Below are 16,540 nucleotides of genomic sequence, written 5' to 3' on the forward strand. Positions count from 1 at the left end.
TTTATGACAGTTATTTGTGACGGTTTGCGTGGGTCTTGCTAAAAATTACACAAGGAGTTCGTACGTATGCGCACAGCAGAAATTGCAAAGCGTTATCTTGACTATTTTGCTAAGAATGGTCATATGGTTGTTCCTTCGGCTTCTCTTATTTCGCCGAACCCAACTACGTTATTTACTATCGCAGGCATGGTGCCGTTTATTCCTTACTTGCTCGGAGAGCAGACGCCTCCTTCGCGTCGTATGGCTTCGAATCAGAAGTGCGTTCGCACTCTAGATATTGACGAAGTTGGTAAGACTACTCGTCACGGCACCTTCTTCCAGATGGTTGGTAACTTCTCGTTTGGCGATTATTTTAAGGAAGAAGCTATTCACTACGCTTGGGAGCTTTTAACTAGTCCTCAAGATAAGGGCGGCTACGGTTTTGACCCTGAAAAGCTTTGGGTTACTACTTATACTGACGACGATGAAGCCCGCGCAATTTGGAAGAACGAAGGCTTCGACCCAGAGCATATGCAAGTTTTCGGTATGGAAGATAACTTCTGGACTACCGGCGGTCCTGGTCCTGGCGGCCCATGCTCCGAAATCTACGTGGATCGCGGTCCTAAGTATGGTCGCGACGGAGGCCCAGCTGCTGACGAATCTCGCTTTATTGAGATTTGGGATTTGGTTTTCGAAAATTACCAGGTAGATAACGTCAAATCTAAGACTGATTTGCATATTGCTGGCGAACTCGATCAAAAGAATATTGATACTGGCGCTGGTTTGGAGCGTTTGGCTTACCTTATGCAAGGTAAGGAAAATATTTACGAAACTGACGAAGTTTACCCAGTTATTGAAGCTGCAGAAAAGCTTAGCGGCGTAAAGTACGGCGATAATAATGATGCTGACGTGCGTTTCCGCGTTGTAGCAGATCACGTGCGTTCCGCTTTGATGATTATGAGTGATGGCGTGCGCCCAAGTAATGTTGGCCGCGGCTATGTGCTTCGTCGTCTTCTTCGCAGAACTGTTCGCGCAATGCGTATGCTTGGTGTGCAAGATCCAGTTTTACCAACCTTGTTCCCAGTTTCTAAGTCTGCTATGGAGCCAAGCTATCCAGAGCTTAACGATACTTTCCACGAGGTTAGCGAAGCGGCTTACGGTGAAGAGGACGCTTTCCGTCGCACTCTTGAAAAGGGCACAACTATTCTCGACTTGGCTGTTGAAAAAGCTAAGAAAGAGCACAAGGATGACCCTATGGTTGGCGGCTCTGACGCGTTTACTTTGCACGATACTTACGGCTTCCCAATTGAGCTTACTCTTGAGATGGCAGCCGAGCAGGGTGTTAAGGTCGACGAAGCTAAGTTCCGCGATCTTATGAGCGAGCAGAAAGGTCGCGCTCGCGCTGACGCTTTGAAGAAGCGTCACAATGTGGACGTTAGCGTTTACGACGATATTAAGAAGTCGCTCGAAAAGCCAATCGACTTCCTCGGTTACACCGACTTCTCAAGTCGTTCAAACGTTTTGGCAATTGTTGAAGCAGGCAAGGGTTCTGTTAAAAGCGTCACAGCTCCTGCAAACGTTGAGATTATTCTCGATCGCACGCCATTCTATGCTGAGCGCGGCGGTCAGATTGCAGATCAAGGTGAGATTATTTCCGACGACGGCGCAATTTTGGAAGTCGACGATGTTCAGCGTCCAATCAAGGATTTGATTGTTCACAGCTGCCGACTTACTGAAGGTACTTTGAGCGTTGGTTCTCCTGTAAACACGAATATTGATCAGGTTCGCAGGGCTGCGTTGGCGCGTTCTCACACCGCTACTCACACTCTTCACAAGGCTTTGCGCGAAGAGCTTGGTCCACAGGCTACTCAGCGTGGTTCTGTAGTTGATCCAGATCGTTTGCGCTTCGACTTCCAGTGGCCAAAGGCTGTCGATAAAGATGCGCTTTCTCGCGTTGAAGCTCGCGTAAATGAGCGTATTCGTGACGATTTGCAGGTAGTTCCTAAGGAAATGCCAATCGACGACGCTTTTAAGCTTGGAGCAATGCACTTGTTCGGCGAAAAGTACGGCGATGTTGTGCGCGTTGTTGAAATCGGCGACGGTTGGAGCCGTGAGCTTTGTGGCGGTACTCACGCTAAGAGCACTGGAAAGATTGGTATGGTAACTATTCTTTCCGAGTCTTCTATTGGCTCTGGTGTGCGCAGAATCGACGCTCTTTGCGGTGAAGCTGCGTACGAGTATGGCGCTCGTGAACACACTTTGGTTGCGCAATTAGCAGACATGGTTAACGCTCGTCCAGACGAGTTAGCTGAACGTTTGGAATCTTTGCTTAACAAGATGAAGGATTCTGATCGTAAGCTTGCATCTGTTTACGAAGCTCAATTAAATGAAGCTGTACCAACATTAGTTGATGAAGCAAAGAATAGTAACGAAAAAGTTAAGTTGGCTCTTAAGAATGTTGGCAACTTTGGCTCATTCGATGCTTTGCGTAAGACAGTTCTAGATATTCGCGCTCGTTTAGGTGAAGATGCTCCAGTGGTTGTTGCACTTGCTGGTGTTAATGAGGACGATCGTCCAATGATCGCAGTCGCTACAAACGAAGCTGCTCGCGGTCTTGGTGCTAAGGCTGGCGACTTGGTGCGTACTGCTTCCAAGGTGCTTGGTGGCGGCGGTGGCGGCAAGCCAGACTTCGCTCAGGGCGGTGGTACAGACGCTTCTAAGATTGATGAAGCTCTCGAAGCTGCGAAATCAGAAGTAGCTAAGCTCGCCTAGTGCGTGTCTTACAGCTTAAAAATTTACGAATCATACCAAAAGCAACACGAAATATGGTGTGGTTAGGTATTGATTTAGGTGACGCAAGGGTCGGACTTGCACTTTCCGACCCTGGTCTCACCTTTGCACATCCTATTGGTAATGTGCAAGTGTTTGGAGATTCCTTCCGTGCTATAGATGAAGTGCTTGAAGTTATTGAAGATAACAATGTAGAAAAAGTTGTTATAGGCTTGCCTTTGCAACTCGATGGCACTGAAGGAAAATCTGCTAAAAAAGCTCTGCGCTGGGGGAAGAATCTAATAAAACGCATGCAAATATTGCATGATGAAAAAGATTGGGCATTGGATTATATGCCAGAAGTAGTTTGGAAAGATGAGCGTTTGACAACAGTAAGTGCTCATCGTCAGCTTTTGCAAGCAGATCTTTCTACTAAAAAGCATCGCCCAATGGTGGATCAGCAGTCGGCAGTGTTGATTTTGCAGTCTGCTCTCGATTCAAAATATGCGCAACAAAACTAGTAAAAGTAAATGAACAAAAGTTAGAAAGTAGAAGAGGAGTGTCAAATGTCTGATAGTTTTGATGAGTTCTTTGACAATCATGCACAATGGACTGAGCATGATGATTCTCCTTCATCGTCTACTTCTAACGGTTCAGATTCGTCAGGAAAATCTCGCAAACGAGCAAAAGCGCGTCTTGCTGCAAAGAAGCGTAAACGTCGAGCAAAAGCAGTTTTAGCTATATTGATTGTGTTCGTGCTATGTGTTGTTGGTTACGTTGGATACAGTGCTGTGCGTGCGTGGCGTTTGTCTCAGAACAGTGAAGCTGTTGCAGATTGGTCGGGTCCTGGTTATGGATCTGTTGAGTTTACAGTCGATACTGGCGAAGGCGCTATTACAGTTGCTGAAAAACTAGTGAAAGCGAATGTTGTTAAATCGCAAGCTGCATTCACTTCAGCTGTTTCTGCAAATAATAAAATTTTGTATCCTGGCGTTTACTCACTGAAAAAACATATGGCTGCTATTGATGTAGTTGATATTCTTTCAGATCAAACAAAAGCAGGCGGATTCCTTGATGTTCGTGCAGGGGATCACGCAGCAGACGTTTTGCAAAAAGCTTCAACATTATCTGGAATAAGTTTAGATAAATTCAAGGCTGCGTTAGCTGATGGCGCCGCAGGAATTCTGCCTGCTGAAGCAAACGGTAGCGTTGAAGGCTGGCTAGAGCCTGGAGTTTATAACGTAAAAGCTATGAAAAGTGCGGATGCTATTCTTTCCGCAATGATAAAAAAGCGTATTGAAAAACTTGATTCTCTTGGAATTCCTAAAGGTAAAGATAGAGAAAAAGCCTTAATTATGGCGTCTATTGCCGAAGCTGAAGTGAATAATCGCGAATATTATGGCAAAGTTATTCGCGTAATACTGAACCGTTTGGCAAAAGATATGCCGTTAGGAATGGATTCTACTGTTGGTTACGGCGCAGGAGTAAAACCTATTAAACTCACGCAAGCAATGCTTGACGATGCAAATAATCCGTATAATACACGTATTCATAAGGGTTTGACCCCTACGCCTATTGGCATTGCTGGCGACAGCGCGTTGCTTGCAACCATTAAGCCTCAAGATGGTCCATGGCTTTACTTCGTCACTACGAATTTGAAGACTGGTGAAACGAAGTTTGCGGATAACAAAGACGACTTTTTGAAATTCCGCGACGAGTACAAGCGCAATAATCCCGAAGGCAACTAAACTAAGCTTATTTTTGTTTGCTGTGGCGTGAGTTTTGGGGGATTTCTCTCCTCGCAAGTTCCCGTCCTTCGTCGCTCTGGCTGTTAAAGATTTTACTGTCTGCTTTGTTCTTAAGGAATGTTGCCTCCTCAGTCCTCTTTTATTGCTCGTAGAGAAATCCCCCAAACTCTGCGTGCTTAATCATTAATAACCTCGTTTTATCGCAGAGATTTTTCGATTTTTCTTCTTCGCTTGGCGAATCAGCAGCCTGCGGCTCTGACGTTCGCCGCGCTCAGTGCGAAAAATCTCAAATCTCTACCACRYGAATATYMRYACRACCGAGTGGTAGTGAGTATTGAAATTTAACATAGAGTGTGTAATGTATACAAATACGCAAAAATGTATAAATGCATAAAATAATTGCGTTTTATACTAAACATGTGTTTAGAATCACCATTAAAACTGTAATCTAGCTTACATTTGTTATGAAAGTTTTCGCCCCAAAAATCTGCTAAAAATGTTGGAATAAAGCCTCTGGGGGGGGGGGCTTCATAGGCTATACATTATAACAAATACGTTGCAAAATATTCGTATATTCGGTATTATTGAATGTAAATCTCAATAAAAGAGATTGCGCTTTTGAGAGCTGAGCAGAAGTTTCATATGTATTTGACCGTAGTTCGATCAGCGTTTGATTACTGCACAAAGCTCTTCACTAATAAATTCATAAAGACTTGTTCAGAGAGAATCTGGTATTCAAGGAGATACACAATGGCTAATTCAAATTCCGGAAGGCATGCACGCAAGGTTACATTGGATGCTGCAGTAAGTAATGCGATTGCTAAGGCTGTGGATGCACGCAAGGTGGCAGCATTTACGGTTGGAGCCGCTGGCGTGTTGGCTGGTGCGGCGTTCGCTTTTGGAGCAACTCCGGCAATGGCGGCGGAGAATGGTGCTGCGGCTGGTGCGGCTTCGGTTCCTGTTGAGGCTGGTAAGAAGCCTGGTGTTGAGGCTGAGAATAAGGATGCTGCTAAGTCTGATAAAGCTAAGGAAGAGGTTAAGAAGAATCAGACTGATGTTAATAAAGATTCTGAGCAAAAGTCTGAAGAAAAGAAGCAGCCTGAAGAGAAACCTGGCAAGACTAATCTTGAAAAGAAACTGGCTAACAAAACGAAAACTTCTACGCAGTCTGTAGTAAAGGTTGACGGTGAGGCTGGTGTTACTGAGACTGAACAGAAGACTGCGAGTGTTGAGTCTGTAGATAATAAGGCTACAGATAGCACTGCTGCTACTGATAAGACTGCAAATAGCACTCCTACAGCAAATTCCGCAAGGAAGCGTTCAAAGCGTGCAACGGTTGAAGATAAGCAACTTGATGATACTAAGCCTGAAAATCAGGATCGCGCTTCTAATGATACAGCAAATCAAGATCTTAATAAAATTACGCCAGCTGCTCAAGCAGATGGAAGCACCAAGATTGAAATTAACGATAATAATGCTGACTCTGTACCAAATGCGTATGCTTGGGGAAGCTCAGACAACACGTATAGCGTAAATGGCGAAAAGCACACTGTTACTTTCCATTTTGCAGCTCCAAAAGATGGTAGCAAGATTACCAGTATTGCTATTTTCCCTGCTAGGACAAATGGTTTCAATAATGCAAAAAGTGAGAGAGGTATTGATTTTTACTCGAAAGATCCAAACAAACATCAAGCCTATTCTGGCGAATATATATTTACTGCTAATTCCGATGGATCTGCAACTCTTACGATGAGCACTCTTTTTAGGGATGGTAACCTTAATGGCGGTGCTGAGAAGTATACAGCCAGTCGCTCTATTTTCGTGTATGTAACTAAAGATGGTAGTAATAAAGAAACTATTGCTTATAAAACAAACGTATTTCGCGCTGTAACGCTTGTGCCGCCAAAGACTTCCGGGTCAGTGGTGCTGAAATATAATCAGCCTCTTACGGCAGAAAAGGTTCAAGCAGCAATTATTGAAGCTGGCAATATTAATACTGAGCGTAGCGATAAAAAGTCGGTAAATGATCAGCTTTCTGGAGCGTTTACGCAAAATATTAACGTAAAAGCTGATGGTGCTTACGACAAGACTACGTTTAATGCTATTAATGCTAAAAAAGCTGGCGATGATAATACTTACGTAGTTGGCGCGAAGACGCTTAACACTTATATGGTTACGGATTTGGGCTTTAAGTCGCAAGCTATTCCGCTTACCGTTGCGCGCTACGATGATCGCATTGACAAGCCGATTGTGGAAGATCCGACTAATCTTTCGGCTGAAGTTAAGGAAGAAATTAAGACGAAGCTTGCCAAGATTAATGGCGTTACAGCAGATAAGATTTCGTTTGATGGAGATAATGCTGTAATCCATTTTGACGGCGTGGATGAAAAAGATGCTCCTAAGATTGCTCTGCGTGACCTTGTGTTGAAGAAGTTTACCGAAGATCAGATTAAGGTTCCTGCAGAAAGTACCGCAACTGTTATCTACAATCCACTCGCTTACTCTGATGCTGAGATTAAGAGCATTAAGAAGGCTATTTACGAAGCTAATAAAGACAACACAGAGCTTGGATTAAGCGCTACCGACTACGAGAAGCAGATTACGCTTTCGTATCTTACTGGCAATCTTACTGCGGCTGGTCATGCAAATCAGGGCATCTCGAATGGTCAGGCAGAAAATACTATTACCGTTAAGATTAAGACCGATAAAGCGGTTGCTGAGTTTAAGTCTGATGTAAAGGCTGGCAAGCTCACGCGTTTGGCGGATATTCGCAAAGATTACGACGTTTCGTGGAAGAATAATAAAATTGCCGGCCGCGACACCGACGAAGGCCTTTCGTGGAGCGAAGACCACAAGACCATCATTTATCGCTACGACCCAACTAAAGCAGAAGGGTTTGATACAAATAAGATTCTTAATTTGTTGAAAGCTACGCCGAAGGATGGCAACGCTGGTTTGCGCGAGCTTACTGGTGGCGAAGCTCTTGCTCATGAAGGCGATAAAGAAAACGCGCAGAAGTCGCATGTGGGCTACGTGATCGACAAGAACGGCCAACCTACAACTGAGTTGTCGCTTGGCAATATGAGCGGTGCTTATTGGCAATATAGTCAGAATGTTTCTAATTCTGGTGAAAATCTTGGCGATTCTGAATCGAATGCAGGATCGTATTCCTGGGATGAAGAAGCTAAGCCGGTAGTAGTTGCTGCTAAAGGAAACAAGGTATATAAAGCGCGCCTGTTTGTTTTGCCGTATGGATTGACGATGTATAGAAACATTTACATCGAAAATGGCAAAAACCCTGGGAATACGCCTAAGGCGATTAACGTTATCTTTGTGCCGCAGACGAATCATAAGACAAGTGATTTGAAGAAGTCGGTTGAGGATCACAAGACTACCCATGTTGAGGGTAAGGAAGTTCCTACTGATTCTGCATACTACAACGCTTCGGACAAGGTAAAGAGCGACTATGATGATGCGTTGAAGGTTGCTAAACAAACGCTTGAAAAAGTCGGTAACACAGCTGATGCTGATTTAACCGAAGCGCTTAAGGCTGAGGTTGATAACGCAACCATTAAGCTGGAAAAAGCTCGCAAAGCTCTTGATGGTGACGCTACCAAGAAAGAGGAGCTTAAGAAATCCATCGATGAGAACGGTAAAGCTGCAGAAGGTCAGCAAGCTGCTACAGGCACGCAAGCAACAAACCAGTTCAAGAATGTGAGCGATCCTGACTTTAAGAAGTCAGATGGTTCTGCCGACACCGACAGGAACGAAGCTGCTAAGAAAGCAAAGACAGCTTACGATGAAGCACTTCAAGCTGCTGAAGCTGCAAGGGACAACAACAACGCCACGCAAAAAGACGTTGACGCTGCTAAGGCAAAGCTTGATACTGCGCGTAAGGAGCTTGATAAGTACAGCACCAACAAGGATGAGTTGAATAATGCAATCGCTCAGCATGGTAAGGTAAAGACTGGTGATACGTCTAAGCAAGGCGAGGAGAAGCTCAAGACCGCTGACCCAGCATATCAAAACGCAACTGATCTTGAGCGCAAAGCATACGATGAGGCTGTAAAGAAAGCAAATGATCTTTCAGCTGATCCAACTGCTTCTCAAAAGGAAGTAAACGCTGCAATTACAGCTCTTGAGGCCGCTAAGAAGGCGCTTGATGCTAAGGCAACGAATAAGGCTAAGCTTGCAGCTGCTGTTCAGCAAACCTTCGACAACCCTGATCCTGATAATGCTAATGGTAAAAAGAGTACCTTCTATAAGAATGCTAAAGCTAAGTCAGAAAGCACTGACACGGGTGTAACGGAAGCACAGAAGACAGCTGCTAAGAAGGCATATGAAGATTATGACAAAGCTTTAGCAAAAGCTAAACAAGTACTTGCTAGTAAGGATGCCACTCAGAAGCAGGTAGAAGAAGCTGAACAAGCATTAACTTCTGCTGAAGATGCGCTTCATAAAGATTATGCAACTGATGCTAATGATTTGACGAAGGCTTTGGCGGACAATATTGATGGATATTTGAAGCCAGCATACTTTAATGCTTTTGATAAGGCACAAGCAGGCGATCAGAAAGCTAAGCAAGCGTTTAAGGAATATAACGAAGCGTATCAAAAGGCTAAGGAACTGAAGCGAAAGTTTGCTGAAACCGAAACGTCTAAACAGCCAACTGCGGAAGAAATTACAGCAGCGAAAGAAGCTCTTGAAAAGGCTCGTCAAGTTATTGACACGTATGCGACTGATACGTCTAAGCTGTCGGCGGCATTCTGGAATGATCTAGCTATTCAAAATAGTCCTGCTTATAAGAATGCAAAAGCACTTGCTGAGAAGCAGAATCCTACCGAGGAAGAAAAAACTCAGGTAGAAGCTGCTAAAAAGATAAAGCAAGCGTATGATGATGCGGTTGCTAAGCTGCACAAAGCATTTGAGAATAAGCTTGATAAGGATAAAGGGACGGATGGAACTGATATTCCTGTCACCAATATTCCTGATGCAAAGGGTGACCTGAACGATAAGGATTATCTCAAGAACATTCAGGCACACGAAAATGGCGAGCCGCTTGATAGAGATGTCACAAAAATTCTGAAGGCAATGAACGACGCATCTGCTCAATTAAACCAGTTTGCGACTAAGACGGATAAGCTGCAGGAATCTATTAACAAAGATTCGGATACTCGCCAAACTCCTGGATATAAGAATGCTTCAGTTCATAATTATTTGAGTGCTGATGGTAATGCTGATTCTGCTAAGAATACTGCTGCTCGTAAAGCTGCAAATGAGTATGGTGAAGCTCTTAACAAGGCTAAGGATTTGCTCAAGAAGTCTAGCGCAACGCAGGAAGAAGTGGACGCGGCGCTTAAGACCTTGGATGAGAAGCGCAATGCTCTTGACATGTACAACACCGACACTGCTAAGCTTGAAACTAGTGTCAAAGCTCACGGCTCTACAGATGGCGCTGCACCTACAGAAGGCACGCAAACTTCTGATGCGTATCGCAACGCTTCTGATCCTCATTTCTTAACAGCTGAAGGCAAGCCTGATACCAAGAAGAATGATGAAGCTAAGAAAGCTAAGAAGGCATACGACAAGGCATTAGTTGAGGCGCAGGAGCTTTTGAAGAAGCATGACGATAAAGATACGCCGCAAGACGCAAAGCCAACGCAAAAAGACATCAACGCCGCGCTTAAGGCTCTGGATGAAGCACGTACCAAGCTTGACACATACAAGACTGATACAACTAAGCTTGAGGCAGAAGCTAATAAGTCTACTGCGGAGCATGCTCCTGTTACTGAAAACGACTTCGAGGACACTCCAGAGTTCAAGAACGCTGATGCTAAGAAGAAGGATGGCGCTGACGGTAAGAAGGTAGACAATGATGATGTGAAAGCGTACAAGGATGCTTTGGCAAAGGCACGCAAGTTGGCGCAAGATAACACATCCAATACGCTCAGCGATCATCCAACTCAGAAACAGATTGATGATGCTCTTGAGGCCTTGAAGCAAGCTAAGCAAGCTATTACCGACGGCTATAAGACAAACGTTGATAAGCTTAAGCAAGCTAAGGAATACGCAGAAGATGTATTCAAGAAGACTCCTGAATACAAGAATGCTGAAGCAATCAAGGCTGACGCTAACAACGCAAAGCATGATCAGGCTGGAAAGGACTTGGGCGATGCTACTAAGCAAACTGGTTTTGAAGGTCAGATTGCTAAGATTGCTGAAAAGCTTAAGGATACTAGCAAGCTTACTCAGCGTGAGGTTGATGCGTTAGTAAAGCAGCTCAATATTGCTCAGAAGAAGATTGCTGACAGCTACAAGACCAACGTTGACAAGCTTAATAACGAGGTCGGTGATAAGGATCAAGACGGCAAGCCTGTAACTCCTAAGTTTGAAGAGTCGATTCCGTACAAGAACGCTCTTGAAAAGAAGAACGCTGGCGACGCTGATGCGACTGCAAAGCTGGAAGCTTACAACGAAAAGCTCAAGGCTGCGCAGGAACTCATCAACAAGGTGAATAATCCTGATCCAAATGTTGAAGCTGATAAACAGCCAACTCAAAAAGAAGTTGATGATGCTCTTAAGGCTTTGCAAGATGCTAAAAAGGCAATCGACGACAGCTTCGGTACTAAGATTGACGATTTGAAGACTGAAGCTGCGAAGTCTACTGCCGATACGACAGATCCTACTGCTAAGCCAACTGCTGGGTCATTTGAGAGTACTACTGAGTATCAGAATGCGCTTGCTAAGAAGACTGATGACGGCAAGGATAATGCTGACGTTACTGCTTATAAAGAAGCGTTGAAGAAAGCTAGGACTTTGCTTGAAAAGTTTGGTGATGACGGTAAACCAAAGCCTGGTGCTAAGGATGTTCCAACTCAGCAAGAAGTTGACGTGGCTCTTAATAATCTGAAGGAAATTAAGGATAAGATTACTAAGAACTACGTCACTAGCCCGCACGACTTGCAAGAAGAAGTTGATAAGTCTAAGGACGGCAAGGACGACACCAGCACCGACGTGTTCGAGAACACTCCAGAGTTCAAGAACGCGACTGCGAAGGGTGATGAAGCTGCCAAGAAGGCACTAGATGCCTACACCGAAAAGCTCAAGGCTGCCAGGAAGCTTCTTGATGCCTTTGATCGCACTACTGGCAAGCCAAAGGGTAAGCTTCCAGACGGCATGGATAAGGCTCCAACCCAGCAGGAACTTGACGCTGCTTTGAAGGATCTTCAGGATGCCAAGAAGAAGATTACTGACGGCTACAAGACTAATAAGTCTGATTTGAACACTGAAGCTGGTAAGGATTCTGATTTCACTAAGACGCCTGAGTATCAGAATGCTCAAGCTAAGGGTGATGACGCGTCTAAGCAGGCTCTTGAGGATTACAAGAAGGCTCTTGAGGATGCGAATAAGGTTCTCGGCGATAAGAATGCAACCCAGGCTCAGGTTGATGATGCTTTGAAGAAGCTTCAGGATGCTAAGTCTAAGCTTTCTGATGGTTATAAGACTGATAAGACTGATCTGACTGCTGAAGCTGGTAAGGATTCTGATTTCACTAAGACGCCTGAGTATCAGAATGCTCAAGCTAAGGGTGATAACGCGTCTAAGCAAGCTCTTGACGCCTACAAGAAGGCGCTCGAAGACGCTAACAAGGTTCTCGACGATAAGAATGCAACCCAGGCTCAGGTAGACGAGGCTTTGAAGAAGCTCCAGAATGCTAAGAAGAAGCTTACTGATTCTAATAAGACTGATAAGTCTAAGCTTCAGACTGAGGCGGATGCTGATGCTAAGTTCCGTGATTCTGTATTCTTTATGATTGGAATGACTGAGGATATTGACGCGTATAACAAGGCTTTGGCTGAGGCTAACAGTGTGCTTGCAGATCCTAACGCTACTCAGGCTCAGGTTGATGAGGCTTTGAGGAAGCTTCAGGCTGCTAAGGATAAGATTAATCACCCGTTTGGTATTGATAGTGGTGTTGGAAGCGGCTCTGGTTCTGGTGTTGGTTCTGGTTCTGCTGCTGGTTTTGAGACTACTGATTCTCAGAGTGCTTCGGTTGATAAGACTGCTTTGCGAGTCGAGGTTAATAATTCTGAAGCGGATTCTTCTGCTGCGTCTAAGGCGAATACTGCTGCTGCTAGAACTTATGTGAGTGCTTTGGCTGAGGCTAAGCGTGTGCTTGCTGATAAGAATGCTACTCAGGCTCAGGTTGATGCCGCTTTGAGGAAGCTTAAGAACGCTAAGGCTGCGTGGCGTAATGCTTCTGGTGCTTCCGGTAATGCTAGTGGTCTTGCTAAGACAGGTGCTGCAACTGGCTTGTTTGCAAGTCTTGCCGCAGTCTTCTCCGGACTTGGTGTTGCAGGCATAGCTTCTCGCCGCCGCAAGCACTCTAACGAGTAGTCTTGCGCCGTAATTAAGCAAATTCCCTCGCAGGTTATCTTCCGATAATCCGCGAGGGATTTTTGTACACCACCACAATGTAAAGTTGCGGTATGGAAAGTGCGAACATAACAGATAGTGCAACTACTGAAACCAACTGCAACGAAAGCAGCACGAACTCTTCCGCACTCACCTCAAGAAGCCTTATTAAAGCCGGTTTTGCTCGCCCGGATGCCGCACGTTGCGCAATGATGGCAATATGCAAAAACTGCAATAAAATATCGTTTGAAACACTACTAAGAAGCGCGCTCACAGTTGAAGATCCAGATTCTGCATTGCTTTCATTGCAAGATTTAAGTGAAACATACCCCGAAATAATAAATAATATTTCAACTTCAAATTCGCAAGTATCTGACTCATTAACAAGCCTAATGCAAGTATTAGGTGCGTCTAACGCGTTGGCAATGCTTATGCGCACAAGACCTAATCTTATAAAAGCTGCAGCAAATGACCCGAATCATCTTTTTGCAATGACTAGGGAAGAACGCGTAAAAGACTTACTCGAAGCAATACAAGCTTACACTGCAACAGTTGTTTCTTCTGAAAGCAGCGATTCTAACACAATTTACTTAACATCACTCGGCTTTGCACAAGCAGTTTCTGCGCTTCGTGCGCGCTACCGTGAGCATGTTGCTGCAATTATGGCGGCTGATTTAGCGAGCGCTGACCCTGTTGAAGTGCAGCCAGATATTAGTCGTAAGCTTTCCGACGCTGCCGATGCTGTTTTAGAGGCAGCGTTGTCTATTTCGCGAGGACAGGTTACTGGTTCTTCCGCATGCAGATTTGCGATTATTGCTATGGGCAAGCTTGGAGCGCAAGAAATTAACTACGTTTCCGATATCGATTTGATTTATGTTGTGGAGCCTGCGGATTTAAGCAACAAGCAGAACCAGGATGCTGCTTTGCGCGTTGGTGTTTCTATGGCAATGGTTTTGCAAAAAGTATGCCAGTCGGTGGTTATGGGCTCTGTGGAGCCTCCGCTTTGGCAGATTGATACTGCGCTTCGCCCGGAAGGTAAGGATGGTCCTCTTGTTCGTAGGCTTGATTCTCATAGAGAATATTATGAAAAGTGGGCGAGTAGCTGGGAGTTTCAGGCGCTTTTGAAGTCGCGCCCTACAGCAGGGGATACGGATCTTGGAAAAGCTTATCGCGATATGGTTGAGCCGTTTATTTGGAAGGCTTCTGGTCGTGAGCATTTTGTAGCTGACTGCCAGCATATGCGTCAGCGTGTGGAGTCGCTTATTCCGGCTTCTCAACGCGATTTGGATATGAAACTTGGTAAAGGCGGCTTGCGCGATGTTGAGTTTACTGTGCAAATGCTGCAGCTTGTGCACGGAAGTGAGGATGAGTCGCTTCGAGTAAGGGATACTATTTCCGCTTTGCAAGCGTTGGCTCAAGGTGGCTACGTCTCTAGGTCTCAGGCGGCGCTATTGGCAGAACACTACCGTTTTGAGCGTGTTCTTGAGCATCGTCAGCAAATGTGGAGTATGCATCGCACGCATTTGTTCCCAGATTTGGGTGCGCAAGGAAACGGCGGCTTGGATCGCGCGCGCACAATTTCTACAGAGCAGCTTAACAACAATGAGCAGATTTGCCGCCTTGCTCGTGCTGTGCGGCTTCGTCCGGAAGAGTTAGTTGCGCGTTTTGATAAAGCTCGTCGTGAAATTCGGCACTTGCATAAGGATATTTACTACCGTCCGATGCTTCCTATTAACGCTCAAACGGATGCGGATCCTATTGTACTTTCGCCGGAGGCTGCTCGCGCGCGCTTTGCTTCTATTGGTTTTGCGGATGCTCGCGCAGCACAGTTGCATGTTGAAGCGCTTACAGAGGGGCTTTCTAGGGCTGCTAAAATTCATAGAATTTTGCTTCCGGCAGTGTTGAAGTGGCTTGGCGACGGGCAGAATCCGGATATGGGTTTGCTTGCGTGGCGGCGTCTTGCGGAGCGTTTTGGCGGAAAAAATACGTATCTTGGTTTTTTGCGTGATTCTCCTTCCGCAGCTCAGCGTCTTTGCCACGTTTTGGCGGATTCGCGCTATCTTGGCGACGCTATGATGCAGTCTATGCAGTCTATTACTTGGCTTGGAGACGACGAAGCGTTATCTGCGCGCGATAGGGCAAGTCTTGACATGCAAACTAGTGCAATGGTTGCGCGTTATGCAAGTAATATTGCGGATTTTGCGCAGTCTTTGCGCGCTCTTCGCCGGCAGGAAATTGAGCGAGTAGCTTTAGCTTGGATGTGTGGTCTTATTGATGACGATACTTCTATGCTTGCAATGAGTGATGTGTTTGATGCTATTTTAGATGCGACTTTGCAATGGTCTATGCGTGAAGCTGTGTCAGTCATGAATTTGAATGCTCCTCAAGCTGAAATTGCTATTATTGCTTTAGGTCGCTACGGTGGTAAAGAAGTAAACTTCTGTTCTGATGCAGATATTATGGTAATTTACAAGCCGGTTGGTGAAGATTGCGATTTAAACGCAGCTCACCGCTTTGCGCAAAAAACTGTAGATATTTTGCGTAATATTTTGCAAGGTCCTCTTACACTTGAACCAAAAATCATGGTCGATTTGGATTTGCGTCCGGAAGGAAAAGACGGTCCGCTTGTTCGTTCGCTAGAATCTTGCGAAAAGTATTATCGTCAATGGGCTAGCACTTGGGAGCATCAAGCGTTGTTGCGAGCGCGTTTTGCTGCAGGTTCTAAGGAGTTGGCGGATGCTTTGCTTAACGGAGTTGTAAACGAATTGCGTTACGCTGCAAATCCTCTTAGTGAATCTCAGCTTGCTGAAATTCGTAAGCTTAAAGCTCGCATGGAAGCGGAGCGTTTACCTCGAGGAGTTAGTAGGGACAGGCATTTGAAGCTTGGTCGCGGCGGTTTAAGCGATGTTGAGTGGACTGTGCAATTGATGCAATTGCAATATGCTTCAAAGCATGAATCTTTACGAGTAGTTGGAACTATGCAAGCGTTGAAAGCATTGCAATCTGAGCATTTTATAAGCGACGAGGATGCTGAAGTTTTAAGCCGCTGCTGGCATATGTGTTCTGCAGTGCGCAACGCAAACTTCTTGTGGTCTGGATCAATGGCTCGCGCAGATATTATTCCAACTGACTCGTATTCTTTGGGCGGAATAGCAACTTACCTTGGCTATGAGCCGAATCAGGGCCGCGTTTTTGAAAACGATCTTTTAGCAACCATGCGTCAGTGCCGCGAAATCATGTCTCGTCTTTTCTACGGTCGCTAATCATTTCATCTTTAGTCACTTTACATTTATTGTTGCATTATTTGTTTTAAGTTATAATTACAAGACGGGAGGTGATTTTTAATGAAAAATGCAGTAATAAGTAATGATGTAAAAGAAAGAGCTAACTCTTCAGTTTTTTATGCTGATGCTTCTGCACTTATAAAACAAGCAGTCAGTAGTGAAAATTTAGAAGAAAATGACGAATTATTATCTACTGATTTTGCTGCAAAACTTATGCATAGTTATAAGCAGTCAGTTTCTGGTTTAGCACGCCCATATGCGGATGTTTTTGCTGAGTTAGAAAAGGGCTTGTAATGAGTTCTTTTAATATTCTTGTTACTCAAGATGCAGAAAATGATTTAAAAA

At 44.9% G+C, this 16,540-nt stretch carries 6 protein-coding genes; all 6 read left to right on the forward strand.

Annotated features, from left to right (window positions below; genetic code table 11):
• Positions 1-66: 66 nt before the first annotated feature.
• The 6 genes from alaS to A5294_RS02550 all read left to right on the forward strand — a co-directional run bounded on the left by alaS (position 67) and on the right by A5294_RS02550 (position 16,489).
• Entirely contained in the window at positions 67-2,751 is a 2,685-nt protein-coding gene (gene alaS, locus A5294_RS02525) for an alanine--tRNA ligase (protein WP_064340385.1), read from the forward strand.
• A 53-nt stretch (positions 2,752-2,804) separates the two neighbouring features.
• The gene (gene ruvX, locus A5294_RS02530; RefSeq protein ID WP_004119274.1) at positions 2,805-3,269 is read left to right on the forward strand and encodes a Holliday junction resolvase RuvX; all 465 of its coding nucleotides are present in this window, start codon (positions 2,805-2,807) and stop codon (positions 3,267-3,269) included.
• Positions 3,270-3,314: 45 nt separating this feature from the next.
• Positions 3,315-4,496, forward strand: a complete 1,182-nt coding sequence (gene mltG, locus A5294_RS02535; protein WP_064340386.1) for an endolytic transglycosylase MltG — start codon at positions 3,315-3,317, stop codon at positions 4,494-4,496.
• A 750-nt stretch (positions 4,497-5,246) separates the two neighbouring features.
• Complete coding sequence (locus A5294_RS02540; RefSeq protein WP_064340387.1) at positions 5,247-12,893, forward strand: FIVAR domain-containing protein; 7,647 nt, start codon at positions 5,247-5,249, stop codon at positions 12,891-12,893.
• 92 nt (positions 12,894-12,985) lie between these two features.
• Positions 12,986-16,174: a bifunctional [glutamine synthetase] adenylyltransferase/[glutamine synthetase]-adenylyl-L-tyrosine phosphorylase gene (locus A5294_RS02545; RefSeq protein WP_064340388.1), complete on the forward strand. Its 3,189-nt coding sequence runs from the start codon at positions 12,986-12,988 to the stop codon at positions 16,172-16,174.
• A gap of 81 nt (positions 16,175-16,255) precedes the next feature.
• Positions 16,256-16,489, forward strand: coding sequence for a hypothetical protein (locus tag A5294_RS02550; protein WP_004119032.1), 234 nt, complete (start codon positions 16,256-16,258; stop codon positions 16,487-16,489).
• The last annotated feature ends 51 nt before the right edge of the window (positions 16,490-16,540 follow it).

Origin of the sequence: Gardnerella sp. 30-4 (genome assembly GCF_001641215.1) — a bacterium.
Classification (GTDB): Bacteria; Actinomycetota; Actinomycetes; order Actinomycetales; family Bifidobacteriaceae; genus Bifidobacterium; species Bifidobacterium leopoldii.

Bases quoted from the DNA above. Each gene is read 5' to 3' on its own strand.
- ruvX (WP_004119274.1), top strand. From the start codon at position 2,805: ATGGTGTGGTTAGGTATTGATTTAGGTGACGCAAGGGTCGGACTTGCA.
- A5294_RS02550 (WP_004119032.1), top strand. From the start codon at position 16,256: ATGAAAAATGCAGTAATAAGTAATGATGTAAAAGAAAGAGCTAACTCT.
- A5294_RS02545 (WP_064340388.1), top strand. From the start codon at position 12,986: ATGGAAAGTGCGAACATAACAGATAGTGCAACTACTGAAACCAACTGC.
- mltG (WP_064340386.1), top strand. From the start codon at position 3,315: ATGTCTGATAGTTTTGATGAGTTCTTTGACAATCATGCACAATGGACT.
- A5294_RS02540 (WP_064340387.1), top strand. From the start codon at position 5,247: ATGGCTAATTCAAATTCCGGAAGGCATGCACGCAAGGTTACATTGGAT.
- alaS (WP_064340385.1), top strand. From the start codon at position 67: ATGCGCACAGCAGAAATTGCAAAGCGTTATCTTGACTATTTTGCTAAG.